The 26,197-nt window shown below is 75.8% G+C and carries 27 protein-coding genes; 9 read left to right on the top strand and 18 right to left on the bottom strand.

Annotated features, from left to right (window positions below):
- Positions 1-19 precede the first annotated feature (19 nt).
- From pcaC to BJY14_RS42585, 10 genes are all read right to left on the bottom strand, one after another.
- Positions 20-409, bottom strand: coding sequence for a 4-carboxymuconolactone decarboxylase (pcaC, locus tag BJY14_RS47585; RefSeq protein WP_218905848.1), 390 nt, complete (start codon positions 407-409; stop codon positions 20-22).
- Positions 406-1,179 carry a 3-oxoadipate enol-lactonase gene (gene pcaD / locus BJY14_RS46155; protein WP_312879736.1) on the bottom strand — a complete coding sequence of 258 codons (774 nt, stop codon included), beginning with the start codon at positions 1,177-1,179 and terminating at the stop codon, positions 406-408. Before pcaD ends, pcaC begins: the two co-directional genes overlap by 4 nt.
- Positions 1,176-2,396: a 3-carboxy-cis,cis-muconate cycloisomerase gene (gene pcaB, locus BJY14_RS42620; protein WP_179848787.1), complete on the bottom strand. Its 1,221-nt coding sequence runs from the start codon at positions 2,394-2,396 to the stop codon at positions 1,176-1,178. The genes pcaD and pcaB overlap by 4 nt, the downstream gene beginning before the upstream one ends.
- Positions 2,386-2,949, bottom strand: coding sequence for a protocatechuate 3,4-dioxygenase subunit alpha (pcaG, locus tag BJY14_RS42615; protein WP_179848786.1), 564 nt, complete (start codon positions 2,947-2,949; stop codon positions 2,386-2,388). Before pcaG ends, pcaB begins: the two co-directional genes overlap by 11 nt.
- The gene (gene pcaH, locus BJY14_RS42610) at positions 2,949-3,614 is read right to left on the bottom strand and encodes a protocatechuate 3,4-dioxygenase subunit beta (protein ID WP_179848785.1); all 666 of its coding nucleotides are present in this window, start codon (positions 3,612-3,614) and stop codon (positions 2,949-2,951) included. Before pcaH ends, pcaG begins: the two co-directional genes overlap by 1 nt.
- Positions 3,611-4,279 (bottom strand): CoA transferase subunit B, encoded by a 669-nt coding sequence (locus BJY14_RS42605; protein ID WP_179848784.1) that lies wholly within the window; start codon positions 4,277-4,279, stop codon positions 3,611-3,613. Before BJY14_RS42605 ends, pcaH begins: the two co-directional genes overlap by 4 nt.
- The gene (locus BJY14_RS42600) at positions 4,279-5,046 is read right to left on the bottom strand and encodes a CoA transferase subunit A (RefSeq protein ID WP_179848783.1); all 768 of its coding nucleotides are present in this window, start codon (positions 5,044-5,046) and stop codon (positions 4,279-4,281) included. Before BJY14_RS42600 ends, BJY14_RS42605 begins: the two co-directional genes overlap by 1 nt.
- Positions 5,047-5,166: 120 nt before the next feature.
- Positions 5,167-6,153 (bottom strand): sigma-70 family RNA polymerase sigma factor, encoded by a 987-nt coding sequence (locus BJY14_RS42595; protein WP_179848782.1) that lies wholly within the window; start codon positions 6,151-6,153, stop codon positions 5,167-5,169.
- 112 nt (positions 6,154-6,265) lie between these two features.
- Positions 6,266-7,351: a zinc-dependent alcohol dehydrogenase family protein gene (locus BJY14_RS42590; protein WP_179848781.1), complete on the bottom strand. Its 1,086-nt coding sequence runs from the start codon at positions 7,349-7,351 to the stop codon at positions 6,266-6,268.
- On the bottom strand, positions 7,351-7,848 hold the full coding sequence (locus BJY14_RS42585; protein WP_179848780.1) for an XdhC family protein: 498 nt from the start codon (positions 7,846-7,848) through the stop codon (positions 7,351-7,353). The genes BJY14_RS42590 and BJY14_RS42585 overlap by 1 nt, the downstream gene beginning before the upstream one ends.
- Positions 7,849-8,002: 154 nt before the next feature.
- Here BJY14_RS42585 and BJY14_RS42580 point away from each other — a divergent pair, with 154 nt between their 5' ends.
- The 3 genes from BJY14_RS42580 to BJY14_RS42570 are packed head-to-tail and all read left to right on the top strand — an operon-like array spanning position 8,003 to position 10,078.
- Positions 8,003-8,557, top strand: a complete 555-nt coding sequence (locus BJY14_RS42580; protein ID WP_179848779.1) for a universal stress protein — start codon at positions 8,003-8,005, stop codon at positions 8,555-8,557.
- A gap of 28 nt (positions 8,558-8,585) precedes the next feature.
- Positions 8,586-9,227 carry an adenylate kinase family protein gene (locus BJY14_RS42575; protein WP_179848778.1) on the top strand — a complete coding sequence of 214 codons (642 nt, stop codon included), beginning with the start codon at positions 8,586-8,588 and terminating at the stop codon, positions 9,225-9,227.
- The gene (locus BJY14_RS42570; protein ID WP_179848777.1) at positions 9,224-10,078 is read left to right on the top strand and encodes a 1-aminocyclopropane-1-carboxylate deaminase/D-cysteine desulfhydrase; all 855 of its coding nucleotides are present in this window, start codon (positions 9,224-9,226) and stop codon (positions 10,076-10,078) included. The genes BJY14_RS42575 and BJY14_RS42570 overlap by 4 nt, the downstream gene beginning before the upstream one ends.
- Positions 10,079-10,153: 75 nt before the next feature.
- On the opposite strand, the gene BJY14_RS42565 is transcribed toward BJY14_RS42570, so the two are convergent.
- The 4 genes from BJY14_RS42565 to BJY14_RS42550 all read right to left on the bottom strand — a co-directional run bounded on the left by BJY14_RS42565 (position 10,154) and on the right by BJY14_RS42550 (position 13,385).
- Positions 10,154-11,227 carry an acyl-CoA dehydrogenase family protein gene (locus BJY14_RS42565; RefSeq protein WP_179848776.1) on the bottom strand — a complete coding sequence of 358 codons (1,074 nt, stop codon included), beginning with the start codon at positions 11,225-11,227 and terminating at the stop codon, positions 10,154-10,156.
- Positions 11,224-12,417: an acyl-CoA dehydrogenase family protein gene (locus BJY14_RS42560; protein ID WP_179848775.1), complete on the bottom strand. Its 1,194-nt coding sequence runs from the start codon at positions 12,415-12,417 to the stop codon at positions 11,224-11,226. Before BJY14_RS42560 ends, BJY14_RS42565 begins: the two co-directional genes overlap by 4 nt.
- A gap of 156 nt (positions 12,418-12,573) precedes the next feature.
- Entirely contained in the window at positions 12,574-12,990 is a 417-nt protein-coding gene (locus BJY14_RS42555) for a nuclear transport factor 2 family protein (RefSeq protein WP_179848774.1), read from the bottom strand.
- Positions 12,987-13,385, bottom strand: coding sequence for a nuclear transport factor 2 family protein (locus BJY14_RS42550; protein WP_179848773.1), 399 nt, complete (start codon positions 13,383-13,385; stop codon positions 12,987-12,989). Before BJY14_RS42550 ends, BJY14_RS42555 begins: the two co-directional genes overlap by 4 nt.
- Before the next feature lie 81 nt (positions 13,386-13,466).
- Here BJY14_RS42550 and BJY14_RS42545 point away from each other — a divergent pair, with 81 nt between their 5' ends.
- The gene (locus BJY14_RS42545; protein ID WP_179848772.1) at positions 13,467-14,054 is read left to right on the top strand and encodes a TetR/AcrR family transcriptional regulator; all 588 of its coding nucleotides are present in this window, start codon (positions 13,467-13,469) and stop codon (positions 14,052-14,054) included.
- Positions 14,055-14,063: 9 nt separating this feature from the next.
- On the opposite strand, the gene BJY14_RS42540 is transcribed toward BJY14_RS42545, so the two are convergent.
- Complete coding sequence (locus tag BJY14_RS42540; RefSeq protein WP_179848771.1) at positions 14,064-16,097, bottom strand: HelD family protein; 2,034 nt, start codon at positions 16,095-16,097, stop codon at positions 14,064-14,066.
- A gap of 154 nt (positions 16,098-16,251) precedes the next feature.
- Between BJY14_RS42540 and BJY14_RS42535 the strand changes: the two genes are divergently transcribed.
- A complete protein-coding gene (locus BJY14_RS42535) occupies positions 16,252-17,055 on the top strand; it encodes an SDR family NAD(P)-dependent oxidoreductase (RefSeq protein WP_179848770.1) in 804 nt (267 codons plus the stop codon).
- Between the two features lie 98 nt (positions 17,056-17,153).
- Complete coding sequence (locus BJY14_RS42530) at positions 17,154-18,011, top strand: ATP-binding cassette domain-containing protein (RefSeq protein ID WP_179848769.1); 858 nt, start codon at positions 17,154-17,156, stop codon at positions 18,009-18,011.
- Here BJY14_RS42530 and BJY14_RS42525 read toward each other — a convergent pair.
- Positions 17,944-21,159 (bottom strand): acetyl-CoA carboxylase family protein, encoded by a 3,216-nt coding sequence (locus tag BJY14_RS42525; RefSeq protein ID WP_179848768.1) that lies wholly within the window; start codon positions 21,157-21,159, stop codon positions 17,944-17,946. The genes BJY14_RS42530 and BJY14_RS42525 overlap by 68 nt on opposite strands.
- A 161-nt stretch (positions 21,160-21,320) precedes the next feature.
- Here BJY14_RS42525 and BJY14_RS42520 point away from each other — a divergent pair, with 161 nt between their 5' ends.
- Genes BJY14_RS42520 through BJY14_RS42510 form a run of 3 tightly spaced genes read left to right on the top strand, consistent with a single transcriptional unit; the run spans position 21,321 to position 24,388 of the window.
- Complete coding sequence (locus tag BJY14_RS42520) at positions 21,321-22,553, top strand: ROK family transcriptional regulator (RefSeq protein ID WP_179848767.1); 1,233 nt, start codon at positions 21,321-21,323, stop codon at positions 22,551-22,553.
- A gap of 25 nt (positions 22,554-22,578) precedes the next feature.
- Complete coding sequence (locus BJY14_RS42515; protein ID WP_179848766.1) at positions 22,579-23,151, top strand: TetR/AcrR family transcriptional regulator; 573 nt, start codon at positions 22,579-22,581, stop codon at positions 23,149-23,151.
- 55 nt (positions 23,152-23,206) lie between these two features.
- Positions 23,207-24,388, top strand: a complete 1,182-nt coding sequence (locus tag BJY14_RS42510; RefSeq protein WP_179848765.1) for an acyl-CoA dehydrogenase family protein — start codon at positions 23,207-23,209, stop codon at positions 24,386-24,388.
- A 17-nt stretch (positions 24,389-24,405) separates the two neighbouring features.
- Here BJY14_RS42510 and BJY14_RS42505 read toward each other — a convergent pair whose 3' ends face one another.
- Positions 24,406-25,197 carry an enoyl-CoA hydratase/isomerase family protein gene (locus BJY14_RS42505; RefSeq protein ID WP_179848764.1) on the bottom strand — a complete coding sequence of 264 codons (792 nt, stop codon included), beginning with the start codon at positions 25,195-25,197 and terminating at the stop codon, positions 24,406-24,408.
- The gene (locus BJY14_RS42500) at positions 25,194-26,159 is read right to left on the bottom strand and encodes an alpha/beta hydrolase (protein WP_179848763.1); all 966 of its coding nucleotides are present in this window, start codon (positions 26,157-26,159) and stop codon (positions 25,194-25,196) included. Before BJY14_RS42500 ends, BJY14_RS42505 begins: the two co-directional genes overlap by 4 nt.
- Positions 26,160-26,197 lie beyond the last annotated feature (38 nt).

Here is a 26,197-nt window from a genome sequence, read left to right as displayed (position 1 = left end):
CCGCCCGGGCCCGCGCCCGTCACTCCTGCTCGGTGAGTACCCGCTGGGCGACGGCGAACGCCGCGTTCGCGGCGGGCACCCCACAATAGATCGCCGTCTGGAGGAGCACCTCCCCGATCTCGTCGGGGGTCAGCCCGTTGCGGAGCGCCGCGCGCACGTGCATCGCGAGCTCGTCCAGATGGCCGCCCGCGACCATGGCGGTCAGCGTGATGCAGCTGCGGGTCCTGCGGTCCAGGCCGGGGCGGTTCCAGACCTCGCCCCACGCGTAGCGGGTGATCAGGTCCTGGAAGTCGGCGGTGAAGCCGTCCTTGCGGGCCTCGGCGCGGTCGACGTGGGCGTCGCCGAGCACCTCGCGCCGCGTCCTCATGCCCCGCGCGTGCCGTTCCCCGTCGGACATGCGCTCGCTCATCGGCGGGTCCCCCTCCATGTGCGGTCCAGGTGCGCGGTGATCGCCTCGGTGACCTCGGCCGGGCGCTCGGCGTTCGCCAGGTGCCCGGCGCCCTCGACCACCGTCAGCCGGGCGCCCGGGATGCCGGCGGCGAGCCGGTCGGCGTGGCCGCGCGGCGGGGTCGGGCCGTCCTGCGCCCCGGCGACCACCAGGACCGGCGCGCGGATCTCGGCGAGGCGAGCGGTCGCGTCGAACGCGGCCAGGGCGTCGCAGCAGCCGGCGTAGCCCTCGGCGCCGGTGGCGCGGAGCATCGCCACGTAGGGCTCGGCCCCGGTGAAGGACGGCGTGAACCAGCGTCCCGCCGCGCCGTCCGCGACCGGGCCGACCCCCTCGCGCCGGACGAGGGCCGCGCGTTCGCGCCAGGGCCCCGGGTCGCCGAAGCGCGGGGACGTGCAGCACAGGACCAGGCTCGCGACGCGCTCGGGGGCGCGCAGGGCGAGGGCCGTCCCGACCGCGCCTCCGAGCGACACCCCGGCGTAGGCGGCCCGCTCTACGCCGAGCGCGTCCAGCAGTGCGACGACGCCCTCGGCGAGGTCCTCCACGGTGAACGGGCCGCCGGGCGCGGGCGCGCCGCCGTGGCCGGGCAGCTCGTAGCGCAGCGTGCGCCAGGCGCGGGTCAGCGCGGGCAGCTGCGGCAGCCACAGGTCCATGGACGTGCCGAGGGAGGGGCCGAGGACGACGACGGGCGCGCCGTCCGGTCCGTCCAGGCGGTGGCGCGGCACGGCGGTCACGTGCGGCTCCTGCGGTACGCGTCGAGGGCCAGGCCGACGAGGTCGGCGGCGGCACCGGTCCCGGGGTCGTCGCCGAGGAAGTCCAGGAGGTCGTCGAGGTCGGCGCGCATCAGCTCGGTGGACACCTCCAGGCCGTCCAGCAGCTCGGCGGCCGTCTCGGCGGCGCCGCCGGTCAGCCGCAGGCACTCGCGCAGCGGCTGCCACTCGGCGTGCCACTCCCCCGCCGGCCGCTCGTGCGGCGCGGCCTGCGCGGCGAGGATCACCTGGACCTGCGCCGGGACCTGCAGCGCGGCGGAGCGGACCAGCGCGGACAGCGCCGGGTTGCGCTTGTGCGGCATCGACGACGAGCCGCCCCGGCCCGCGCCCGCGGCCTCCGCGACCTCGCCGACCTCGCTCTGCGCCAGCAGCCACACGTCGGTGGCGATCTTGCCGAGGGCGCCGGCGGTCACCGCCAGCGCCGCCGCGAGGCGCGCGACCGGCGTGCGGCGGGTGTGCCACGGCAGGACGGGGGCCGCCAGCCCGGTCTCCTCCGCGTAGGCGGCGACGAGGTCGAGGCCCCGGTCGCCGAAGGCGTCCAGGGTCCCGGCGGGGCCGCCCAGCTGCACGGGCAGCGGCACGGCGGCGAGCCCCTCCCGCGCCTCCAGGCAGCCCATGAGCCAGCCCGCGGCCTTGGCGCCGAACGTCGTCGGCAGCGCCTGCCGGCCGAGCGTGCGGGCCGGCATGGGGGTGTCGCGGTACCGCGCCGCGAGCCCGGCCAGCGCGTCCAGTGCCCGGTCGAGATGGGCGAGGACGACGCGCCTGGCGCGGGCCGCGACGAGCATGGCGCCGGTGTCGACGATGTCCTGGCTCGTGGCGCCCCTGTGGACGTGCTCGCCCGCGGCGCCCGCGAGCGCGCGCAGGTCGGCGACCAGCGGCACCACGGGGTTGCCCGAGCCGCGCGCCCGGCGGGCGATGCCGGGCAGGTCGAACCGGCCGGCGTCCGCGACGGCGGTGATCGCCTCCGCGGCGGCGGCGGGGACGAGCCCGAGCCGCGCCTGGGCGCGGGCGAGCGCCGCCTCCGCGTCGAGCATCGCGGTCAGGTAGGCGAGGTCGCCGGTGGCGGCCTCGGCCTCCGTCCCCGCCCGGACGGGCGACAGCAGCCCCGCGTCCGGCGCCGGAGGACGCTCCGGCGCGGCCCCCTGCCCGCCGGGCGGCGGCCCGTGCTCGTCAGAAGGCAAGGAACACCGTCTCCCCGTCCCCTTGCAGGCGGACGTCGAACCGGTACTCCCGCTCGCCCTCGCGTTCGGCGACCAGGGTCGCGCGCCGCTCCCGCGGGACCGCCTCCAGCAGCGGGTCGGCCGCGCGGGCGGCCTCGTCCTCGGGGAAGTACAGCCGGGTGAAGACCGGCTTGAGCAGGCCGCGGGCGAACACCAGTACGGCGATGTAGGGCGCGCTCCCGCCGACCGCGCCGGGCTTGACGGTGCTGAACCAGTAGCCGCCGTCGGCGTCGGTGCCGCACCGGCCGAAGCCGGAGAAGCCGTGCCCGGCGCGCACGATGCCGCCGGGCCGCCGCGGGACCTCGCCGTTCCCGTCGGCCTGCCAGATCTCCAGCAGCGCGTCCGGCACCGGCTGGCCCGCGCCGTCCAGGACGCGCCCGCGCACCCGGATCGCGTCGGGCCGCCACGGCGGGACCACCTCCGGGCCCGCCGCGTACGGCAGCGCGTAGCCGAAGAAGGGGCCGACCGTCTGCGACGGCGTCATGCCCGAGTGCGCGAGGGACGGCGTGCCCATCAGGCCTCCATCGGTGTGTCGCCGAGGACGATGTCCCACTGGTAGCCGAGCGCCCACTCCGGCGTCGTGGTGTCCAGGTCGAACCGGGAGACCAGCTTCTCCCGGTCCCGCTCGTCCGGGATCGACTGGAAGATCGGGTCGTGGGCGAACAGGGGGTCGCCCGGGAAGTACATCTGGGTGACGAGCCGCTGGGCGAACGCGGTGCCGAACACCGAGAAGTGGATGTGGGCGGGCCGCCACGCGTTGTGGTGGTTGCCCCACGGGTAGGCGCCCGGCTTGATCGTGACGAACCGGTAGCGGCCGTCGCCGTCGGTCAGGCAGCGTCCGGCGCCGGTGAAGTTGGGGTCGAGCGGCGCCGGGTGGAGGTCGCCGAGATGCCGGTACCGGCCCGCCGCGTTGGCCTGCCAGACCTCCACGAGCGCGCCGCGCACCGGGCGGCCGGCGCCGTCCAGCACGCGGCCGGTCACGACGATCCGCTCGCCGAGCGGCTCGCCGGCGTGCTGGACGGTGAGGTCGTGGTCCCTTCGCCCCAGCTCCTGGTGCCCGAAGACCGGCGAGGTCAGCTCGACGCTGTCCGGGCCCGGCTTCGGCATGACCAGGTCCTGCGAGGGGGCGCGGAGCACGGTGCTCCTGTAGCCCGGGTACAGGTACGGCGGGTGCGTCATGGCCTCGTCCCCTCTCGCTCGCCCTCCGCCGGGGCGCGCTCGGTCAGCGGCGGCCCGGTCGCCGCCCGGACCTGGTCGGCGGTGACGCCGGGGGCCGTCTCGACCAGCACGAGACCGTCGCCGGTGACGTCCACGACGCCGAGGTCGGTGATGATCCGGTCGACGCAGCGCCGGCCGGTGAGCGGCAGCGAGCACTCCTCGACGATCTTGGGCTCGCCCTCGCGGGTGGTGTGGCTCATCACGACGATCAGCCTGCGGGCGCCGTGCACGAGGTCCATCGCCCCGCCCATGCCCTTGATCATCTTTCCGGGGACCGACCAGTTGGCGAGGTCGCCGCGCGCCGAGACCTGCATCGCGCCGAGCACGGCGATGTCGATGTGGCCGCCGCGGATCATGCCGAACGACAGCGCGGAGTCGAAGCAGGCCGCGCCGGGCAGGACGGTCACCGTCTCCTTGCCCGCGTTGATCAGGTCGGGGTCGACCTCGTCCTCGGTGGGGTACGGGCCGACGCCGAGGACGCCGTTCTCGGCGTGCAGGATCACCTGGCGGCCCGCGGGGACGAATCCGGGGATCAGCGTCGGCAGGCCGATGCCGAGGTTGACGTAGGCGCCGTCGGGGAGCTCGGAGGCGGCGCGGGCGGCGATCTCGTCGCGGGACCAGGGCATCAGGCGCCGCCTCCCCCGCGCAGGGTGCGCGTCTCGATCGGCTTGTCGGCGGCCTGCCCGGGGGTCAGCTCCACCACGCGCTGGACGAACACGCCCGGCAGGTGGACGGAGTCGGGGTCGATCTCGCCGGGCTCCACGAGCCGCTCGACCTCGGCCAGCGTCACCCGCCCGGCCATCGCGGCGAGCGGGTTGAAGTTGCGGGCCGCCTTGTCGAAGACCAGGTTGCCGTGCCGGTCGCCGACCGCCGCCCGGACGAGCGCGAAGTCGGTGGTGATGCCCTCCTCCAGCACGTACTCCCGCCCGCCGAACTCGCGGACCTCCTTGGCGGGCGAGGCGACCGCGACGGTGCCGTCGGGCGCGTACCGCCACGGCAGCCCGCCGTCGGCGACCATCGTGCCGACCCCGGCCGGGGTGAAGAACGCCGCGATCCCGGCGCCGCCGGCGCGCAGCCGCTCGGCGAGGGTGCCCTGCGGCATCAGCTCGACCTCGATCTCGCCGGCGAGGTACTGCCGCGCGAACTCCTTGTTCGCGCCGACGTAGGAGCCCATCGCGCGGGCGATGCGGCCCGCCGCGAGCAGCTGCCCGAGGCCGCGGCCGTCGAGCCCGCAGTTGTTCGACACGACCGTGAGGCCGGCGGCGCCACGCTCGTGGAGGGCGGAGATGAGGACCGCCGGCACCCCGCAGAGCCCGAACCCGCCGACGGCCAGGGACGCCCCGTCACCGATGTCGGCGACGGCGTCCGCCGCCGAGGCCACGACCTTGTCCATACCCCTCCCATTCCCACTCGGGGGAGGCCGCCGCGGCGCCCCGCCCGGCCACCACCCTCGCAGCCGGCGCGGCGCGCACCCCGCCCCGGTTTCCGCCCAGTGGAAGGCGAGGGTGCGCGGTCAGAGCCTTTCGGCCAGCCCGAACACCGGGAACAGGCTGGTGTCGAAGAACACCGAGACGTGCGCGACACCGTCGCCGGTGATGCTCAGCACCTGGATCTGGTAGGGGCGGTGCACGCCCTCGTCGTCGCGCATGTAGAGCCCGAAGGCCGGCTGCCCGTTCGCGGCGGCCGGGACCATCCGGATGTCGCCGGGAGTGGGCCCGCACTGCGCCAGGATGAGCCGGACGACGTGGTCGGCGCCGACGAACCACTGCGGGAACGGCGGCATCTCCCAGACGACGTCCTGCTTGAACAGCTCGATCAGGCTCGCGATGTCGGCGGTCTCGAACGCCTTCGCGTAGCGCTCCAGGAGGTCGCGCTGACCGGGGTCGGTCGGCTCGACCAGCTCGTCGCGCAGGGGGGCGTTCTCCTCCAGCTGCGCGCGCGCCCGCTGCAGCGCGCTGTTGACCGCGGCGGTGGAGGTGTCGAGGAGTTCGGCGACCTCGGCGGCCCGCCACTTCAGCACGTCCCGCAGGATCAGCACGACCCGCTGCTTGGCGGGCAGGTGCTGCAGGGCCGCCACGAACGCCAGGCGGGTGCTCTCGCGCGCGGTGACGATGGTCGCCGGGTCGGCGGCGTCGGCCCCGAGCACGGCGTCGGGGGCGGGCTCCAGCCACGGCACCTCGTCCGAGGCCACCACGGGCCGCTCCGGCTCGTCGCTCGGCGCCCCGAGGCCGGACGGCATGGGCCGGTTGCCGCGCTGGTCGATGGCGGTCAGGCACACGTTCGTGGCGATGCGGTAGAGCCAGGTGCGCAGCGAGGAGCGGCCCTCGAAGCCGCCGTAGGAGCGCCATGCCCGGAGGTAGGTCTCCTGCACCAGGTCCTCGGCGTCGTGGATGGAGCCGAGCATCCGGTAGCAGTGCGCCAGCAACTCCCGCCGGTACGGGTCGGCCAGCGCCTGGAAGTCACGGTCTGTCTCGATGGTGTTCGGCATGGTGTCGGGCATGGTGGTCGTCACCTCTGCTGGGCGGCATCGCCAGGGCGGCGAGGGGCGGCGGGCGCCGTCGCCTCCGACCGTAGACGAGCCCACCGACAGAACACGGGCATCACCTCGAATCCTACGCCCGCGTCCCGTGGACGCGACCGGAGCCGTCGCCGGGAGGCCGCCGGCGCCGAGGTTCGATCACCGTGATCCCCGGTCCGGACATCGCGGCCAGCGCGGCCGGTGCGTCGTCCAGGGCCAGCACACGGCCGACCAGCAGGTCGGGACGCAGCGTCCCGGCGCGGACCAGCTCCATCATCGGTTCGTAGGCGTGGGCGGGCATCCCGTGGCTGCCGACGATCTCCAGCTCCCAGCCGATCACCCGCTCCATCGGCAGGTCGGCGCGGCCCGCGCCGGGCGGCAGCAGCCCGACCTGGACGTGCCGGCCGCGGCGGCGCAGGGACTCGACCGAGGCGCGGGCGGTGGCCGGGCTGCCGAGCGCGTCAAGCGAGACGTGGGCGCCGCCGTGGGACGCCTCGCGCACGGCCTCGGCCACGTCGTCGTGGGCCGCGGCGTCGACGACGGCCGTCGCGCCGCAGCGGCGCGCCAGCTCCAGCGCCTGCGGCGACACGTCGACCGCCACGACCCGCGCGCCGGCCGCCGCCGCGATCATGACGGCGGACAGCCCGAGGCCCCCGCAGCCGTGCACCGCCGCCCACTCGCCCGCGCGGACCCGCCCCTGCGCGAGGACGGCGCGGAACGCGGTGGCGAACCGGCAGCCGAGCGCGGCCGCGGTCGTGCAGGCCATCTCGTCGGGCAGGCGCACCAGGTTCACCTCGGCTGCCTCGATCGCGACGTAGTGGGCGAACGAGCCCCAGTGCGTGAAGCCGGGCTGGGTCTGGGCCTCGCAGACCTGCTGGTCGCCCGCCTGGCACGACGGGCAGCGGCCGCAGGCGCACACGAACGGGACGGTCACGCGGTCGCCGGGCCGCAGGCGGGTGACGCCGGCGCCGGTCTCCTCGACCGTGCCCGCCAGCTCGTGGCCCGGGACGTGCGGGAAGGAGCGGATGTCGGGGTCGTGGCCCTGCCAGCCGTGCCAGTCGCTGCGGCACACGCCCGTGGCCTCGACCCGGATCACCGCGCCGCCGGGCGGCACCCGCGGGTCGGGCAGCTCCCGGATCTCCAGCGGCCCGGCGAAGGCGTCGTAGGCGACCGCCAGCACTAGAACTCGAAGCCGCCGGGGCGGCCGTTGCGGTCGGCGATCAGACCGGCGAGGGTCGCCAGGGCGATCTCGGCGGGGGTCCTGGAGCCGATGTTGAGGCCGATCGGGCGGTGCACGCGGGCGATGTCGGCCGCGGGGACGCCGAGTTCGGTGAGGGCCGGGATGTGCGGGGCGGGATGCCGCGGGTTGCCCATGACGCCGACCCACCGGACGGGCTGCGTCAGCACGTCGCGCAGGACCGGCCCGAGCTCGGGCCGGTGGTGGTCGGTGACGACGACGTCGGCGGTGGCGTCCAGGGACGGCAGGTCGGCCGCGCCGCCGCGGTCCTTGTCGGGGTCGACGAGGAACGTGCGGTAGCCGAGGTCGGCGGCGTAGCGCAGCAGGTGGTCGGCGACGGGGCCGGCGAACACCGCGACCAGCGTCCGCTCCCCCGTCTCGGGCTGGACGTCGCCGTGCGCGACGGCGCAGGAGGAGTCGTGCTCGTGCGATGCGGCCATACCGGAAGTCTGCCCCGCCCGGCGCCGGATGGTCCAGCGGCCACGCCCTCGGCCCGGGATCGCCGGGAACCTCCGCCGGAACCTGGAACTCTCGCGCCGGAACGGGTATGCCTTCTGTCTAGACTGCTGTCACCCGGCGGCCACAGGAGGGACCGTGATCGCGAGACCGGAGGGCGGGCCCCGCGTCGTGGTGGGGGTGGACGACTCCGCGGGTGCGCGCTGCGCGCTCTCCTGGGCGATCGGCGAGGCGCGGCTGCGCAGGCTGCCGCTGCTGGTCGCGCACGCCGCACCGCTGCCCCCGCACGTGTCGGCGGCGGGCCAGCTCGGCTGCGGCATCACCGAGGCGCTGCGCGGCTCCGGGGCCGAGCTCATCGCCCGGCTCCTGGCGGAGGTGTGCGGCGGCCCGCCCGAGGGCGTGGAGATGACCGCGCTGGCGCTCGTCGGGGAGCCGGGCGCGACGCTGGTGCGGCTGGCGGGCGACGACGACATCCTGGTCGTCGGGCGCGGCGCGCGGGGCCCGTTCTCGCGGCTGCTGCGCCCGTCGGTGCGGCTGCACTGCGCCCGCAGGGCCCGCGCGACGCTGGTATGCGTCCGCCCGCCCGCGTTCGACACGCTGCTGGAGAGCCTGACGGTGCGCGACGAGTCTCCCGAGAGCGCCCCCGACTCGCGTTTCCGGAGGCTGGGCCGCCGCCTGCGCCTCCCCCTCTGACCGGGGCGGCGCGCATAGGCTCTCCCCCATGCGCAAGTACGTCATCATCGGCGCCGTCGGCAGCGGCAAGGGCACGCAGTCCGAGCTGCTCGCACGCGATCTGGACATCGTCCACATCAGCGTCGGCGACATCTTCCGCTGGCACGTCAAGAACCACACCAAGCTCGGCGCGCAGGTGAGGCGCATCATGGCGTCCGGCGAGCTGGTCGGCGACGATCTCGCGGAGAGCGTCGTGCGCGACCGGCTCGCCCAGCACGACTGGAACTACGGGTTCGTCGTCGACGGGTTCCCGCGCAGCCGGCGGCAGACGGAGTTCTTCCTGGAGAGCTACGACATCGACGGCGTGATCCACCTGGACCTGCCGGACGAGGAGGTCCGCCGCCGGGTGCTGGCCCGCCGGCTGTGCAACGGGTGCGGGATGGACTACAACCTGATCGCGGACCGCCCGACGCAGGAGGGCCGCTGCGACGTGTGCGGGGGCGAGCTGGTCTCCCGCGAGGACGACACGGAGCAGGCGCTCGCCGAGCGGCTGCGCGACTACCACGAGCGGACCGACCCGATCCTGGAGCTGTTCGGCCGCAAGGAGTACGTGGTCACCGTCGACGCGCGGCCGGGCATCGAGGAGGTGCAGCGGACGCTGCGCGGGAGGCTCGGCCTGCCGATGCCATGACGCCTCCCGAGAGAACCTCACCCGTGGTGGAGCTGGCGGACGAGCGGGCGGCGCGCCGGGGGCTCCGGCTGTTCCTGAAGCGTGACGACCTGATCCACCCGGAGCTGCCGGGCAACAAGTGGCGCAAGCTCCGGCACAACATCGGGCCCGCGCGCGGGCACGGGACGCTCCTGACGTTCGGCGGCGCCTACTCCAACCACATCCGGGCCGTGGCCGCGGCGGGCAGGATCCACGGGTTCGCGACCATCGGCGTGATCCGCGGCGAGGAGCACCTGCCGCTGAACGACACCCTCGCGCGCGCCGAGAGCATGGGCATGCGCCTCGCCTACATGGACCGCGCGACCTACCGGCGCAAGCACGAACCCGACGTCGTCGAGGCGTTGCGGGAGCGGTGGGGCGGCTTCTACCTCCTGCCGGAGGGCGGTAGCAACGCGGCGGCGGTCCGGGGCTGCGCCGAGCTGGGCGCGGAGGTCCCGGGATTCGACGTGGTGTGCTGCCCCTGCGGGACGGGCGGGACGCTGGCCGGGCTCGCCGCCGGCCTGGCGCCTGGCCAGCGCGCCGTGGGCTTCTCGGTGCTGAGGGGCGGCTTCATGACCGGGGAGGTGGCGCGCCTCCAGCGCGAGACCTACGGTGAGCGGCGCGGAGACTGGAGCGTCGAGGACGGCTTCCACTTCGGCGGCTACGCGAGGACCGCCCCGGAACTGGACGCGTTCGCCGACGACTTCGCCGGCCGGCACGGGATCGTCCTCGACCGGATCTACACGGCGAAGATGATGTTCGGCGTCCTCGCGCTGGCCGAGCGCGGCGCGTTCCCCGAGGGCGCCCGGATCCTGGCGGTCATCACCGGTTAGCCGGACGGCCCCGCGCTCCGGCGCGGGGCCGTCCGACCGCCGTCCGACCGCCGTCCGACCGCCGTCCGACCGCCGTCAGGCCGGAGGCAGGTCCACCAGCGAGGCGAGGGCCGCCCGGTGCCGGTCGGGCGTGCCGAGGGCGATGGCGTCGGCCTTGGCGCGTTTCAGGAAGAGGTGCGCCGGGTGCTCCCAGGTGAAGCCGATCCCCCCGTGCATCTGCACGCACTCCTCGGCCGCCTTCACGGCGACCGCGGAGCAGTGCGCCTGCGCGACGGCGACCGCGATCGGGGTGTCCGCGTCGTCCGCGGCCACGCAGGACGCGGCGTGGCGGGCGACGGCGCGGGCCTGGGTGATCGAGGTCCACAGGTCGGCGAGCCGGTGCTTGAGCCCCTGGTAGGAGCCGACCGGGCGGCCGAACTGGTAGCGCGTCTTCACGTAGGCGACGGTGTCGTCCAGGCAGCGCTCGGCGAGCCCGAGCTGCTCGGAGGCCAGCAGCGCGGCGCCGGTGCGCAGCGCGGCCCGCACGGCGCCGGTCCCCTCGGCGACGCGCCTGGCCGGGGCGGCGGAGAAGGCGAGGTCGGCGAGCCGCCGGGTCATGTCGAGCGAGGTCGCGGCGGTGCGGCGGGCGTCGGCGGCGTCCACCGCGTACAGGCCGTCCCCGGCCGGGACGAGGAGCACCTCGGCCGCCATGCCGTCGGCGACGCTGGTGACCTCGCCGGTGAGCGTCCCGTCCGCGGCCTCGACCGTCGTCCGGACGTCGCCGGGCGCGGCGCTGAACGGGACCGCCAGGACCGCGATCCGCTCCCCGGCGGCGAGTCCCGCGAGCAGTTCCCGCTCCCCGGCGGCCAGCAGCGCCGCCGTGGCGATCACGGCGCTGGACAGGAACGGGACGGGCGCGGCGGACCGGCCCAGCTCCTCCATCACGACGGCGGTCTCGCGCCAGGTGGCGCCGGCGCCGCCGAGCTCCTCGGGGACCGGCAGGCCCGCGCAGCCGAGCTCGCCGGCGACCGTCCGCCACAGCGCCGCGTCGCAGGGCTCGTCCCGCTCGGTGCCGGCGAGGACCGAGGCCCAGGGCGCCCTGTCGCCCAGCACCTCGCGGACGCTCGCCCGCAGGTCGTTCTCGATCTCGCCGTACAGCAGGTCGCTCATCGGGGCAGGTCCTTCCACGCCACGTCCTTGTCGACGCGGATCTCGCCGGGCAGGCCGAGGACGCGCTCGGCGATGATGTTGCGCAGGATCTCCGAGGTGCCGCCCTCGATGGAGTTGCCCTTGGCGCGCAGGTAGCGGTAGCCGGGCGAGCGGCGGGTGAAGTCGACCTCGGTGGGGCGGCGCATCGTCCAGTCGTCGTAGCGCAGGCCCTCCTCGCCGAGCAGTTCCAGCTCCAGCCCGGAGACCTCCTGGTTGAGCTTGGCGAAGGCGAGCTTGGCGCCCGACCCCTCGGGGCCGGGCTCCCCGGCGGTGAGCTGCTGGCGCAGCCGCGCCCCGGTGAGCCGGGCCGCCTCGGTCTCCACCCACGCGCGCAGCAGGGCGTCGTGCAGGCCGGGGGTGCGCAGCTCGGGGCGGTCCCGCCAGAGCGCGGCGACGACGCCGATCATGCCGCTCTCGCGCGGCGCGGCGCTGCCGCCGATCGCGACCCGCTCGTTCATCAGCGTCGTGGTGGACACCCGCCAGCCCTGCCCGACCTCGCCGAGCCGGTGCTCGTCGGGGATCCGCACGTCGGTGAGGAACACCTCGTTGAACTCGGCCTCGCCGGTGATCTGCCGCAGCGGGCGCACCTCGACGCCCGGCGCGGTCATGTCGCAGACGAAGTAGGTCATGCCGCGGTGCTTGGGGACGCCGGGGTCAGTGCGGGTGACGAGGATCGCCCAGCGCGCCTCGTGCGCCATGGACGTCCACACCTTCTGGCCGTTGACCGTCCAGGCGTCGCCGTCGCGGACGGCGCGGGTGGCGAGCGCGGCGAGGTCGGAGCCGGCGCCGGGCTCGCTGAACAGCTGGCACCACAGCTCCTCGCCGGTCCACAGCGGGCGCAGGAAGCGGCGCTTCTGCTCCTCGGTGCCGAAGGCGAGGATCGTCGGCGCGGCCATCCCGAGCCCGATCCCGTTGCGCTCGGGGTGGTTGGTCGGGGCGCCCGCCTCGGCGAACCGGCGGTCGACCGCGGGCTGCAGGTGCCGCGGGGCGCCGAGCCCCCCGAGCCCCTCGGGGTAGTGCACCCAGGCGAGCCCGGCGTCGAACCGGGCCCGCAGGAACTCCAGGGGTTCGGTCGCGGCGGGGTCGTGGGCGGCGAGGAACTCGCCAGCCCGCCTGCTCAGCTCGTCGGCGTCGGGCGGTGCTGTGCTCACGGGGCCTCCGCGCGGGGCGTGGGTGGCGGCGGCCACCCGGAACGGGACATACCAACCGGTCGGTATGCCGACGTCCACCCTAGGAACGGCCGGGACGGCCAGTCAACCGCCCGCACCCGGCCGCACCGGCCCGGCTGCCCCGCTCGGCCGTCCCGCTCAGCCGTCCCGCAGGGCCCGCGCGAAGCCCGGGTGGTCGTGGTAGTCGCGGGTCTCGGCGATCAGCCCGTCGCGCACCCGCAGCACCTGGATGTTGGCGACGCGGAACGCGCGGCCCGAGGCCGTCACGCGCCCGTCGTAGCCGAACTCCGCGACGATCACCTCCGGGTCGCCGGTGTCGTGCACCAGCACGTCGCAGGCGCGCAGTTCGAGGGGCCCGCGCGCCGCGGCGCGGAAGTGCCGGTCGATCGCCGCGCGGCCCTCCAGGCGCGGCGGCGCGGGCGGGAGGGCGAAGGGCTGCTCGACGACCGCGTCCTCGGCGTAGAGGGCGGCGAGCTCGTGCCAGCGTCCGGCCGAGATGCCCGCGCCGAGCCGCGCGAACACCTCGCGGGGGGACGCGGCGGCGGGGGGCGTCACGCCATCGCCTCGTCGAACGCGCGGTGGTGGGCGTAGTCGCGGGACTCCACGATGTGCCCGTCGCGCACCCGCAGGACGAAGATGTTGGGCACGACGAACTCCCGCCCGTTGCGGGTGTTGCGTCCCGCGTACTCGAACTCGGTGATGATCACCTCGGGGTCGGCGGTCTCGTGCACGACGACGTTGCGCGCCTCCAGCTCCACGGGCAGCGTCTCCAGCTGGGCGAAGTGCCGGCGCAGCGCCTCGCGGCCCTCCAGGCGGGAGGCCGGGTGGGCGAAGGGGTGCACCACCACCGCGTCCTGCGCGTAGAGCTGCGGCAGGCCCTCCGGCCGCAGCGCGGTGATCCCGTCGATCAGCCGCTGGAAGACGGCCCGGGGGCTGGCGAACTCTGACATGCGATCTCCCCTAGAATCGGAGTACGTGCTCCGCATGAAAAAATATGGAGTCAAGACTCCACTTGTCAACGGAAGGCCGCGATGACATCACCCGCCTCCGGCAGGCCGCTGCGCGCCGACGCCCTGCGCAACCGCGCCAAGGTCCTCGCCGCGGCCGAGGAGGTCTTCGCCGTCCAGGGGACCTCCGCCTCCACCGAGGAGGTCGCGCGCAAGGCGGGGGTCGGCATCGGCACGGTGTTCCGGCACTTCCCCACCAAGGAGTCGCTGCTGGAGGCCGTGCTCGTCGCCCTGCTGGAACGGCTGGCGGCCGAGGCGCGGGACCTGCGCTCCGCGGACGACCCGGGCGCGGCGTTCTTCGGCTTCTTCACCCGGGTGGTCTCGCAGGCGGCCGCCAAGCAGGCCGTGACCGAGGCGCTGGCCGAGGCCGGCGTCGACGCCCGGCAGGCCACCGGGCGCGCCGGGCCGGACCTGAAGTCAGCCCTCGGGGTCCTGCTCGGACGGGCGCAGGAGGCCGGCGTCGTCCGCGCCGACGTCGGGCCGGGCGAGGTCATGGCGCTGCTGGCCGGCATGTCCTACGCCGCCGGGCGCGCCGGGGCCCGCGAGGACGTCCTGCGGATCGCCTTCGACGGGCTGCGCCCGCGGGAGCGCCCGGCGGCCGAACCCGGGTAGGGCGCCCGGCTACGGCTCCGCCAGCTCGGCGGGCAGGTCGTCCTCGTGCAGCACGGCCAGCGTGGTGACCGCCCGGGTCAGCACGACGTACAGGCGGGCGAGCCCGCGCGCCTCGGCCGCGGCGATGGCGGCGGGCTCGGCGACGATCACGTGGTCGTACTCCAGGCCCTTGGCGAGGGTCGCGGGGATGACCAGCAGCCGTCCGGTGCCCGGCGACTCGGGCCCGAGGACCTCGTGCTCCAGCCCGGCGGCCTCCAGCGCCGCGGCGTGCGCGCCCGCCCGCGCGTCCGGGACGATCAGCCCGACCGAACCGGGGCGGGCCAGCGCGGCGCGGGCGGCCTCGACCGTCGCGGCGGCCAGGTCGTCGACGCGCCGCACCGTGAGGGCCCCGGCGCCGGGGCGCAGCGAGCGCGGCCGCTCCAGGCCGGGAGCGACGTGCGGGAGAAGGCGGGCGGCGAAGTCGAGGACGGTCCCCGGGACGCGGAACCCGAGGGTCAGCTCGGTGACCTCCCCGTCCTGCCCGAGATGGGCGAGCACCTCCTTCCATGTGCGGGCCGACCACGCGGTCGTGCCCTGCGCGAGGTCGCCGAGGACGGTCGCCGAGCCCGTCGCGCAGCGGCGTCCCAGCGCCCGCAACTGCATCGCGGACAGGTCCTGCGCCTCGTCCACCACCAGGTGGCCGAGCGAGGTGGTGCGCTCGATGAGGTCGTTCAGCTCGTCCAGGAGGGCCCGGTCGGCGGCGGTCCACCTGGCGGAGCGGTGCGAGCGTGCGGGCCTCGCCGGCAGGAGCGCGGCCTGCTCGTCCTCGTCGAGGACGCCCTTCGCCGCCCGGCTCAGCAGATCGGCGTCCGACAGCAGCCGGTGCAGGACCTGCTCGGCGCTCACCTTCGGCCACACCGCGTCGAGGACCTGCTTGACCGGCCTGCTCCGCGCGACCTGGTCCTGGACGCGGTCGTCGGGGGCCTCGCCGCGCCGTTCCATCCGCACGAGGATCTGGTGCGCGAGCCGCTGCGCGAACGCGGCGCGGCCGCTGCCGTAGCGGGTCGTGCCGCGCAGCGCGGCGGCGATCTCGCGGATCTCGTGGTCGGCGAGCCGGTAGCGCGCCGCGCCCCGCGTGACGACGAGCCCCTCCTCAGGTTTGCGGACGTGCAGCCACAGCGCCCTGCGCAGCACGCCGGCCATCCGGGCGTCGCCCTTGAGGGCGGCCACGTCCGCGGGCTCGTCGCCGAGCGGCGGGCCGAGCAGGTCGTCGATGGTGGCCTGCTCGACCCGGACCTCGCCGAGCGCGGGCAGCACCGCCGCGATGTAGGCGAGGAACGCGCGGTTCGGCCCGACGATGAGCACGCCTGATCGCGACAGCCGCTCCCGGTGGGTGAACAGCAGGTAGGCGGCGCGGTGCAGGCCGACGGCGGTCTTGCCGGTGCCGGGCGCGCCCTGGACGCAGACGCTGCGGGGCAGGTCGGCGCGGACGATCACGTCCTGCTCGGGCTGGATGGTGGCGACGATGTCGCGCATCGGGCCGGTCCGGGGCCGCTCGATCTCATCGGTCAGGATCCGGGACGGGCCCGTCCCCGGCCGCGTGCCGCCGCCGTCGAGGGGCTCGTCCTCGAACGCGGTCAGTTCGCCCGCCTGGAACCCGAAGCGGCGCCGCAGCCGCCAGCCCATCGGGTCCGCGGGCCCGGCCTGGTAGAACGCCCGCGAGACGGGGGCGCGCCAGTCCAGCACGAGGGGGCGTCCCTCGTCGCCGTCGTGGACGTGCCGCCGCCCCACGTACATGACGGCGGGCAGGTCGGAGCCGGCCGCGCCGCCGCGGTCCATGCGGCCGAAGAACAGCGGGGTGTCGGGGTGGTCGGCGAGCGCCTCGACGCGCTGGTCGAGCAGGGACTCCAGGAACTGCTTGGAGACCCAGTCGGCGGCGACGTCGGCGGAGAGGCCCTCGGCGTGCTCGCGCATCCGGCGCAGGGCGGCGCGGGACTCGGCGAGATGGGCGCGTTCGGCTGCGAGGACCGCGGGTTCGGAAGGGTCGGCGGACTCGGCGGGCATGCGGACAGACCTCCGGCTGCGAGGGTGGTGGGGGCGAAACCCACGACCTTACCGACACGGCGCGGGCGCCGCCGGACATTTCGGCGGCCCGCCTTCGCGGGGGCGGCGGCGGGGTGCCTTGCCGGTGGCTCCGGGGTGTGTGACGTTGGATCGCATGGCGACTCTCACCGGACGGTCCGCTTTGGTCACGGGAGCCTCGTCGGGCATCGGCGCCGTGGTGGCGGAGGCGCTCGCCGCCGCCGGGGCGCGGGTCGGCCTGGTGGCGCGGCGCAAGGACAGGCTCTCGGAGGTGCTGTCCCGGTGCCGCGCGCACGCCCCGGACTCGGCGATGTGGGCGGCCGACCTCGCCGACCTCGACGCGGTCGCCGACCTCGCCGCCGAGGCCGAACGCGAACTCGGCGGCGTCGACGTGCTGGTCAACAACGCGGGGATGCCGAAGCGGCGCCGCGTCCAGGACCTGGCGCCCGCCGAGGCCGACGAGGTCGTGCGGCTCAACTACCTGTCCCCCGTGCGGCTCACGCTGGCGCTGCTGCCGGGCATGGTCGCGCGCGGGCGCGGCCACCTGGTCGCGATGGGCTCGGTCGCGGCGCGGCTCGGCCCGCCGCACGAGGCCGCCTACTCCGCGTCCAAGGCGGCGCTCACCGCGTTCTGGGAGAGCATGGCGGTCGATCTGGACGGCACGGGCGTGCAGGTCCACGTGATCCAGCCCGCGCTCATCGCCGGGACGGAACTGTTCACCCTGCCCGGCAACGAGCCGCCGCTCAGCGACGTCGCGGACGCCCTGCCGCCGCGGGAGGTGGCCGCGGCCGTGCTGGAGGTCCTGGAGAGCGGGCGGTTCGAGCGGTACGTGCCGGACTGGTTCGGCGAGATGGCCTCCGGCAAGGCCGCCGACGTCGAGGCGTTCGTCGCCGGGGTCAAGGAGTGGACCCGCGACCGGCTGGCGCCCCCGGCCCCCTGACCCGCCCCTCTCACGGGCCCGTTGCCGCCGCCCGCGCGCCTCAGTAGGGTGTGGCCCGCCAGTGATCCACATCACACGAGGCGCGGAGGGCGGAGGCCATGGCCGCTGCGGAGGGCCTGCGGGTGCGGGACGTGACGGTCCGGTTCGGCCCGCTGACGGCGGTCGACGGGGCGGGGCTGACCGCCCCGCCCGGCACGGTCACCGGCCTGGTCGGCCCGAGCGGCGCCGGCAAGACGACGCTGTGCGACGTGATCACGGGGCTGCGGCGGCCGGCGGCGGGCGCCGTCCTGCTCGACGACGCCGACCTGACGCGCAGCGCGGCGCGGGAGCGGGCCCGGCGCGGCATCGCCCGCACGTTCCAGCGGGCGGGCGCGACCGGATCGGCGACCGTCCGGGAGGCCGTCCAGGCCGCCGCCGCCCGGCACGCGATGACGCGGGAGCAGCCGGGGCGCACGGCGCGGGACCGGTGGCGGCGCCGCTTCGAGGCGCGCCGCGACGCGGGCGCCGTCGCCGACGCGCTGCTCGCCCGGGTCGGCATCCAGGACCACGCGGACCGGACCGCCCGGGACGCGCCGCCCGGCGTCGCCGGGTTGACGGACCTGGCCCGGGCCCTCGCCACCGACCCGGCCGTGCTCGTGCTGGACGAGCCGTGGACGGGCCTTCCGGAGCGGCACGCCCGGGCGCTGGAGGTCCTGCTGCGCGACCTGGCCGGGGACGGGCTGGCGGTGCTGGTCGTCGAGGACGAGATCGAGCCGGTGCTCGGCGTCTGCGACGTCCTGCACGTCCTGGACGACGGCAGGGTGATCGCCGCCGGGCCCCCGGCGGAGGTGCGGGCCGATCCCCGCGTGCGCGACGCCTACCGAGACGCCCACCGCGCCGGCCCGCCCGTCACCACGTGTCGATCCACGGGCGGGGACGGTCGTCGGCGGGCGGGGCGGCGGCCAGCACGGCGGTGATCCACCGCCGTGTGTCGGCGGGGTCGATCACGTCGTCCAGCTCGAACACGGTGGCGGCGTGGAGCGCCTTGCCGTGCTCGTAGGCCGCGGCGACCATCTGCTCGAACATCGCCCGCGGGTCCTCGGCGGCCTCCAGCTCCTTGCGGAACCCGAGCCGGACCGCGCCCTCCAGCCCCATGCCGCCGATCTCGCCGGTGGGCCAGGCGAGGGTCGCGAGCGGCGTCGTGAACCCGCCGCCCGCCATCGCCTGCGCGCCGAGCCCGTAGCCCTTGCGCAGCACGATCGTGACCATCGGGACGCGCAGGTTGGCGCCGATGACGAACAGGCGGCTGAAATGCCGGACGGTGGCGGTCCGCTCGGCATCGGGTCCGACCATGAAACCGGGGGTGTCGCACAGGGACACCACCGGCAGCCCGTGCGCGTCGCACAGCTGCAGGAACCGGGCGGCCTTGTCCGCGGCGTCGCGGTCGATGGCGCCGCCGAGATGCGCCGGGTTGCTGGCGATCAGGCCCATCGGGCGGCCCTCGATCCGGACCAGCGCGGTGACGATCCCGACGCCGAACGCGCGGCGCAGCTCCAGCACCGACCCGGTGTCGGCGAGGTGGGCGACGGCGCGGCGGACGTCGTAGGCGCGCAGCCGGTTCTCCGGGACGAGGTGCCGCAGGACGCGCTGGTCGCCGCAGGACCAGTCGTCCGCCGGGCCCCGGAAGTAGGACAGGTAGCGGCGCGCCGCCCGGACCGCCTCGGCCTCGTCGTCCACCACGATGTCGATGACGCCGTTCGGCTCCTGGTCGGCGACCGGGCCGATCTCCTCGGGCGTGACGGCGCCGAGCCCGCCGCCCTCGATCATGGCGGGCCCGCCCATGCCGATGTTGGCGTCCCGGGTGGCGATGATGACGTCGCAGCAGCCGAGCAGGGCCGCGTTCCCCGCGAAGCAGCGCCCGTTCGCGACGCCGACGGACGGGACGGCGCCGCTGAGCCGCCCCATCGCGTGGAACGTCGTCACGTCCAGGCCGGAGACGGTCGTGGTGTCGGTGTCGCCGGGGCGTCCCCCGCCGCCCTCGGCGAACAGCACCAGCGGCAGGCGGCGGCGGTGGGCGATGTCGAGCATGCGGTCGGTCTTGCGGTGGTTCAGATGGCCCTGCGTCCCGGCGAGGACCGTGTAGTCGTAGGACATCACGACGGCCTGCGCGCCGTCGACGTCCCCGATGCCGCAGACCATGCCGTCGGCGGGAGTGCGCTCGACGAGGTCGTCTAGGGAGCGGCGCCGCCGCTGCGCCGCGATGACGAGCGCGCCGTACTCGACGAACGTCCCCGGGTCGCACAGGTCGCCGATGTTCTCCCGCGCGGTGCGGTGGCCACGCGCGTGCCGCCTGGCCACCGCCTCGGGGCGGGCCGCGTCGAGCCCGATCTCGTGCCGGCGCAGCGTCTCGGCGAGGTCGGCGCGGATCAGGTCGAGGTCGGCCGCCTCGTCCTCGGCGGCGTGGTCGCCGCCGCCCTCGGCGGGCTCGGTGAACAGCAGCGGCGCGCCCTCGGCGACGGTGTCGCCGGGCGCGGCGGCCAGGGCCCGGACGATGCCCGCCTCCCCCGCGCGGACGACGTGCTCCATCTTCATCGCTTCGAGGATCAGCACCGGCGCCCCGGCCCCGACGAGGTCGCCCTCGGCCACCTCGACGCTCACGACCGTCCCCTGCGTCGGCGCGGGGATCGCGACCGTGCCGGGCGGCGCGTCCGGGACGGCCGCGGCCTCGGGCCCGGCGTCGCTCAGGGCCGTCTCGGCGTAGTACCGGCGGTGCTCGCTCTCCAGCAGCTCGGCCAGGTGGTCGGCGATGAAGGACGTGCCCGCGCCGCCGGAGGTGAAGCCGGGGTGGCGCAGCACGCCCTGCAGCAGCGGGATGCTCGTCGCCACGCCCGCGATCTCGAACTCGCCGAGCGCGCCGTGCGCGCGGGCGGCGGCGGACGGCAGGTCCTCCGCGCGGGCGATGACCTTGGCGAGCAGCGGGTCGTAGCGCGGGCTCGTGCGGTGGCCGGCGTGCCCGTGGGTGTCGACGCGGACGCCGGGCCCGGACGGCGGCGCGAACGCGGTGAGCGTCCCGGCGCTCGGGCGCGGCGCGCCGTCCGCGCCGATCGTCTCGGCGTTGACCCGCACCTGGACGGCGCAGCCGGACGCCCGCGGCGGCGCGGCCAGGCCCACCGCGGCGAGGTCCTCCCCCGCCGCCAGCCTGATCTGCGCCTTCACCAGGTCGACGCCGGTGATCTCCTCGGTCAAGGTGTGCTCGACCTGGAGCCGGGGGTTGGCCTCCAGGAACCAGAACTCCTCCCCGTCGACGAGGAACTCGAAGGTGCCGAGGCTCTCGTAGCGGACCCGGGCCGCCATGCGCAGGGCGGCGTCCAGCAGAGCGTCCCTGACGCCTCCGGGCAGCGCGGGCGCGGGAGCGATCTCGATCAGCTTCTGGTGGCGGCGCTGGACGCTGCAGTCGCGGTCCCACAGGTGGGTGACGGCGCCGGAGCCGTCGCCCGCGACCTGCACCTCGATGTGGCGGGCCCGCGGGACGTACTTCTCGGCGTACAGCTCGCCGCGGCCGAAGGAGGCGAGCGCCTCCGCCCGGCACCGCTCGTAGGCGTCCGCGACGGCGGCGGGCCCGGCGGCGACGCGCATGCCGCGCCCGCCGCCGCCCGCGAGCGCCTTGATCACGACGGTGCCGTGCTCGCGGGCGAACGCCTCGGCATCGGCGAGGCTCGCCGCGGCGGGCGTGCCGGGGGTCACGGGCACCCCCGCCTCCTGTGCCAGGCCGCGCGACCTCGTCTTGTCGCCGAACAGCTCCAGCAGCTCCGGGCGCGGGCCGACGAAGGTCAGCCCGGCCGCGGCGCAGGCGGCGGCGAAGCGCGCGTTCTCGCTCAGGAAGCCGTAGCCGGGGTGGACGGCCGTGGCGCCGGCGTCCTTCGCGGCGGCGACGAGCGCGTCCGCGTCGAGGTACCCGGCGGCCCCGTCGCCGGGCAGGACGCGCGCCTCGTCGGCGCGCCGGGCGTGCGGTGAGGCGGCGTCGTCGCGGGTGTGCACGGCGACCGTCCGCAGGCCCAGCTCGGACGCGGCCCGGACGACCCGCAGCGCGACCTCGCCCCGGTTGGCCACAAGGATCCCGCCCACCCGGCCTCCTCACCTCGCCCGAGACGGTCGGCCCTCACTCTAGAGAGCGGGACGCCGGGGGCGGCGCCCGGAGGTCCCGGTGCTCGTCTCCCGCCGTGATCTGAGCGGGGACATAATGCGGGGGAGGCGGCCCGGCCCGGGGCCGCGGACGAGGGGGGCCGATGCCGGAACGGCGCCGGAGGACCGTGCGCGACCTGCGCCGCGCCAACCGGTCGGTGCTGCTGCGGCGGCTGTACTTCGACGGGCCGCTCAGCCGCCAGGACCTGGCCCGCGCGACCGGCCTCAGCCCCGCGTCGGTCAGCAACGTGGTGAGCGAGCTGATCGAGGCCGGGCTCGTCGTGGAGGCGGGCAGCGTCGAGTCCGACGGCGGGCGGCCGCGCGTGCTGCTGGAGACCGCGGCCGGTTACGGCCACCTCGTCGGCGTGGACGTCGGTGAGACGCGGGTGATGGTCGAGCTGTTCGACCTGGGGCTGACCCAGCTCGCCAAGGCCGACCTGCCCCTCGGCGACGGCGGCCGCGACGCGCGCGCCGTCGTCCGGCACATCCTGGACGGCCTGCCGGCGGTCGTCGAGGGCGCGTCGGTCGACCCGGCGTCCGTCATCGGCGTGGGCGTCGGCGTCCCCGGCATGGTCGAGCACGGGCCGGAGGCGGTCGTGCACTGCCAGACCATCGGCTGGGAGGGCGTTCCGCTGGAGCGGATGCTGCGCGAGGGCACCCGCCTGCCGCTGTTCGTCGACAACGGCGCGTCGTCGCTCGGCCAGGCGGAGATGTGGTTCGGCGCGGGGCGCGGGCACCGGGACGCGGTCGTCGCCCTGATCGGATCCGGTGTCGGCGCCGCCGTGATGATCGACGGCTCGCCGTACCGGGGCGCGGCCGGCGGCGCGGGCGAGTGGGGCCACACGACGTCCCGGGTCGGCGGCGCGCCGTGCCGGTGCGGGTCCCGCGGCTGCCTCGAGTCCTATGTCGGCGCGACCGCCCTGCTGGAGCGCTACGGCGCCGCGGGCGGCCCGGCCGAAGCCGGCGAGGAGGCGGCCCTCGCCGGGCTGCTGGCCGACCCGTCCGAGGCGGCGGCCGCGCTGCGCGAGGACGTCGCCGAGCACCTCGGCGCGGGCATCGCCGACCTGGTCAACCTGTTCAGCCCGGAGAAGATCATCATCGGCGGCTGGGCGGGGCTGCTGATCGGCGGCCGGATGCTGGACCGGATCGTCGCGGCCGCCGCCGCCTACGCGCTGCGGCGGCCGTTCGCGCGGACCTCGATCGAGCTGTGCCACCTCGGACCGGAGGCGGTCGCCGTGGGCGCCGCGACCCTCCCGCTCGCGCACCTGCTCGACGGCGGCGAACCGGCGGGCGCGCGATGGCCCGGCGGCGGCCCACGGGGGATAATGACGTACTGACCAGCTTCCTGGAGGGCGACGACACATGGGCACCGCCGGCCGTTCCGTGCGCGAATCCCTGCTGGACGCCGCCGCGGACCTCCTGGTGGAGCGCGGCTACCGGGCCGTCCGCATGCGGGACGTCGCGTCCGCCGCCGGGGTGAGCCGGCAGACCGTCTACAACGAGTTCGGCGACAAGTGGGGCCTGGCGCAGGCGGTCGTGATCCGCGACAACGAGCGCTACCTCGACGGCATCGACGCGGTGCTGTCCGAGCACGCCGACCTGTACTCGGCGGTGGTCGCCGCGGTCACGTTCACGCTGGAGACCTCCGCCGACGACCAGCTGAAGAAGGCGGTGCTGACGGGCGCGGGCGGCGACGAGATGCTGCCGCTGCTCACCACGCAGGCCGAGCCTGTGCTGTTCTCCGCCAGCGCCCGCATCGCCGAGCACGCCCTGCGCCAGTGGCCGGATCTGGACCGCGCCGCGCTCACCGAGATCGCCGACGCGGCCGTGCGCCTGACGATGAGCCACATCATGCTCCCGTCCGGGCCACCGGAGGTCTTCGCCCACTTCGTCGCCCGCATGGTGACCGCCTACATGGCCGCCCCGCGTCAGTGAGCACTTACTCGCGTCGGCTACGGTGAGCCCACGCGAGAACGTGCGAGGAGGCGCGATGGACTTCGACCTGCCGGAGGGCGCGGCCGCGGTGCGCGAGGGCGTGCTGGCGGTCGCCGGGAAGTACGACCAGGACTACTGGGGCCGGTGCGACGCGGACAAGCGGTGGCCCGAGGAGGTCTGGCGGGAACTGGTCGACGGCGGCTGGCACAGCCTGGCGATCCCCGCGGAGTACGGCGGCGGGGGCCAGGGGCTGCTGGAGCTGGCGGTGGCCCTGGAGGCCCTCGCCGAGGGCGGGGCGGGCGGCGCCGCGTCCTTCATGTACCTGCTGACCCCCGCGTTCGGCGGCCTCACCATCGCCCGGCACGGCACCGCCGAGCAGAAGCGCGAACTCCTGCCCGCGATCGCCTCCGGCGAGGTCGAGACGTGCTTCGCCATCACCGAGCCGGACGCGGGCAGCAACGCCATCAACATCTCCACCCAGGCGCGCCGCGACGGCGACTCCTTCGTCGTCGACGGCCAGAAGATCTGGATCTCCGGCGTCGAGCGCGCCGACTTCCTCGTCCTGGTCACCCGGACGATCCCGGCCGCGCAGGCCCGCCCCCGCACCGCCGGCTTCACCGTCCTGCTGGTGGACGTCAAGGAGGCCGTGGCCGAGGGCACGCTGACCTACCGGCCGATCCCGAAGCTCGGCACCAACACCGTCGCCTCCAGCATGCTCTTCCTGGACGGTGTGCGCGTGCCCGCCGACCGGGTCCTCGGCGAGCCCGACCAGGGTTTCGCCGTCCTGTGGGACATCCTCAACCCCGAGCGGATCCTGGCCGCCGCGGGCGGCGTCGGGTCCGGCGGCCTGGTGCTGAAGACCGCCTGCGAGTACGCGGGCGAGCGCGCCCCGTTCGGCACGCCGATCGGGGCCAACCAGGCCGTCGCGTTCCCGCTCGCGCGGATCAAGGCGCAGCTGGAGCTGGCCCGGCTGATGACCTACAAGGCCGCCTGGCTGTGGGACCGCGGCCGGCCCTGCGGCTCGGAGGCCAACATCGCCAAGCTCACCGCGGCCGACGCGGCCTGGCAGGCGGCCGACCGCGCGTTCCAGACCTTCGGCGGCATGGCGTACTCCCTGGAGTACCCGGTCGCGCGGATGTTCCGGGACGCCCGCATCGCCAAGAACATCCCGGTCGCCGAGGAGCTCGTCCTCGCCCACATCGCCCAGCACGAGCTGGGACTCCCCAAGTCGTACTGACCCGGGCGGGAGGCGCCTCAGCCGAACCGGGGCGGGCGCTTCTCCCGGATCGCCGCGACGCCCTCGCGCACGTCCGGGCCGGTGAACCCGAAGAACTCCATCGCCAGGGAGGCGTCGAACGTCGGCCCGGCGAGGCGCAGCCAGTTGTTCAGCGCGTGCTTGGTGAACGACAGCGCCTCGGCCGGGCCGGCGGCGAGCCGGCCGGCGATCTCCAGCGCGCGCTCGTGCACCCGCTCGTCGTCCACGCACAGCGAGACCAGGCCGATCCGCTCGGCCTCCTCGCCGGTGAGGACGTCGTTGAGCAGCAGGTAGTACTTGGCCTTCGCGAGCCCGCACAGCAGCGGCCACACGATCGCCGCGTGGTCGCCGGCCGCGACGCCCAGCCGCGTGTGCCCGTCGATGATCTTCGCGTTGCGGCCCGCGACCGACACGTCGGCCAGCAGCGCGACCGCGAGCCCGGCGCCCACCGCCGGGCCCTGGACGGCGCTGACCACCGGCTTGGAGCAGTTCAGCACGTTCATCACGATGTCGCGGGCCTCGCGCATGATCCGGCGGCGGGACGCGTGGTCGGACATCATCTCCTCGATCATGGCGAGGTCGCCCCCGGCGGAGAACGCCGTCCCCTCCCCCCGCACGAGCACCACGCGGGCGTCGTCGTCGGCGTCGGCGTCCCGCCAGATCTCCGCCAGCTCGCGGTGCCCCGTGGTGTCGACCGCGTTCAGCTTGCCCGGCGTGCTGATCGTGACCCGCAGCACCCCGTCCGCCGCCCAGTCGATCTTCAGCCGCTCGTACGCGTCGTACCGCGTCATGCCGCACTCCCCTGCCGCGAGTGGTCGTCGAATGCCGCGCGCAATCGTCGCACGGCGAACTCCACCGCCTCGGCGCCGGTATCGAAGATCTCGGGAAGCAGGAAGAAGGAGTGCACGACGCCGTCGTAGCGGCGCAGCTCCACCGGCACGCCGGCCGCGGCGAGCCGGCGGGCGTAGCGCTCGGCCTCGTCGCGCAGGATGTCGCACTCGGCGGTGATCACGGTGGCGGGCGCGGCGCCGGCCAGGTCCGGGGCGCGCAGCGGGGCGAGCCGGGGGTCGGACGGGTCCGCGCCGTCCCGGTAGAGGTCCATGAACCGGGCGAGCGACCCGGCGTCCAGCCCGTAGCCCGTCCCGTACTCCCGCCAGCTCGGGGTGTCCTTCGCCGTGTCGGTCACCGGGTAGACGAGGAGCTGGTGGGCCAGGGGGATCCCGGCGTCCCTGGCCAGCAGTGCGGCGACCGCGGCGAGGTTCCCGCCGGCGCTGTCGCCGGCGACCGCCACGGCCCCCCTCCGCACGCCGTACCGGCCGGGCTCGCGCGCCACGGAGGACACCACGGCCCAGGCATCGTCCACCGCCGCGGGGAACGGGTGCTCGGGGGCCAGCCGGTAGCCGACGTTCAGCACGACGCACTCCGCCTCGGCCGCCAGGTCTCGGCAGAAGGCGTCCACGTTGTCGACGCCGCCGAGCACCCACCCCCCGCCGTGCAGGTACACGACGGCCGGTAGCGGCCCCCGCTCGGGCGGCGCCGGACGGTACAGGCGCACCGGCACGGGCCCTCCTGGGCCGGGCACCTCGATGTCGCGGACCCGGGGAAGCTCGCGCCGCACGACCGGGAAGGCCGCGCCGATCCGCTCCCGCATCTCCTCGATCGTGGGCTCGGCGGGCCCGTCCCGCCCCGGTGGCACGGCCGTCCACGAGGCGAGCTGCTCCAGGAAGCTCACGGTCTGCGGGTGCAGGGGCATGCGGCGGCCTCCGGTGGGGGGACATCGGCGGAAATCCA

It is taken from the genome of Actinomadura luteofluorescens (assembly GCF_013409365.1).
Taxonomy (GTDB): Bacteria; Actinomycetota; Actinomycetes; order Streptosporangiales; family Streptosporangiaceae; genus Spirillospora; species Spirillospora luteofluorescens.
The sequence above is the reverse complement of the archived record's forward strand: the minus strand, read 5'-3'. Positions and strand labels throughout refer to the sequence as shown.

Excerpts from the sequence above, each read along its gene's own strand:
- pcaC (WP_218905848.1), bottom strand. The coding sequence starts at position 409 with ATGAGCGAGCGCATGTCCGACGGGGAACGGCACGCGCGGGGCATGAGG.
- pcaG (WP_179848786.1), bottom strand. The coding sequence starts at position 2,949 with ATGGGCACGCCGTCCCTCGCGCACTCGGGCATGACGCCGTCGCAGACG.
- pcaH (WP_179848785.1), bottom strand. The coding sequence starts at position 3,614 with ATGACGCACCCGCCGTACCTGTACCCGGGCTACAGGAGCACCGTGCTC.
- BJY14_RS42605 (WP_179848784.1), bottom strand. The coding sequence starts at position 4,279 with ATGCCCTGGTCCCGCGACGAGATCGCCGCCCGCGCCGCCTCCGAGCTC.
- BJY14_RS42600 (WP_179848783.1), bottom strand. The coding sequence starts at position 5,046 with ATGGACAAGGTCGTGGCCTCGGCGGCGGACGCCGTCGCCGACATCGGT.
- BJY14_RS42595 (WP_179848782.1), bottom strand. The coding sequence starts at position 6,153 with ATGCCCGACACCATGCCGAACACCATCGAGACAGACCGTGACTTCCAG.
- BJY14_RS42585 (WP_179848780.1), bottom strand. The coding sequence starts at position 7,848 with ATGGCCGCATCGCACGAGCACGACTCCTCCTGCGCCGTCGCGCACGGC.
- BJY14_RS42575 (WP_179848778.1), top strand. The coding sequence starts at position 8,586 with ATGCGCAAGTACGTCATCATCGGCGCCGTCGGCAGCGGCAAGGGCACG.
- BJY14_RS42570 (WP_179848777.1), top strand. The coding sequence starts at position 9,224 with ATGACGCCTCCCGAGAGAACCTCACCCGTGGTGGAGCTGGCGGACGAG.
- BJY14_RS42565 (WP_179848776.1), bottom strand. The coding sequence starts at position 11,227 with ATGAGCGACCTGCTGTACGGCGAGATCGAGAACGACCTGCGGGCGAGC.
- BJY14_RS42550 (WP_179848773.1), bottom strand. The coding sequence starts at position 13,385 with ATGTCAGAGTTCGCCAGCCCCCGGGCCGTCTTCCAGCGGCTGATCGAC.
- BJY14_RS42545 (WP_179848772.1), top strand. The coding sequence starts at position 13,467 with ATGACATCACCCGCCTCCGGCAGGCCGCTGCGCGCCGACGCCCTGCGC.
- BJY14_RS42540 (WP_179848771.1), bottom strand. The coding sequence starts at position 16,097 with ATGCCCGCCGAGTCCGCCGACCCTTCCGAACCCGCGGTCCTCGCAGCC.
- BJY14_RS42535 (WP_179848770.1), top strand. The coding sequence starts at position 16,252 with ATGGCGACTCTCACCGGACGGTCCGCTTTGGTCACGGGAGCCTCGTCG.
- BJY14_RS42530 (WP_179848769.1), top strand. The coding sequence starts at position 17,154 with ATGGCCGCTGCGGAGGGCCTGCGGGTGCGGGACGTGACGGTCCGGTTC.
- BJY14_RS42520 (WP_179848767.1), top strand. The coding sequence starts at position 21,321 with ATGCCGGAACGGCGCCGGAGGACCGTGCGCGACCTGCGCCGCGCCAAC.
- BJY14_RS42515 (WP_179848766.1), top strand. The coding sequence starts at position 22,579 with ATGGGCACCGCCGGCCGTTCCGTGCGCGAATCCCTGCTGGACGCCGCC.
- BJY14_RS42510 (WP_179848765.1), top strand. The coding sequence starts at position 23,207 with ATGGACTTCGACCTGCCGGAGGGCGCGGCCGCGGTGCGCGAGGGCGTG.
- BJY14_RS42505 (WP_179848764.1), bottom strand. The coding sequence starts at position 25,197 with ATGACGCGGTACGACGCGTACGAGCGGCTGAAGATCGACTGGGCGGCG.
- BJY14_RS42500 (WP_179848763.1), bottom strand. The coding sequence starts at position 26,159 with ATGCCCCTGCACCCGCAGACCGTGAGCTTCCTGGAGCAGCTCGCCTCG.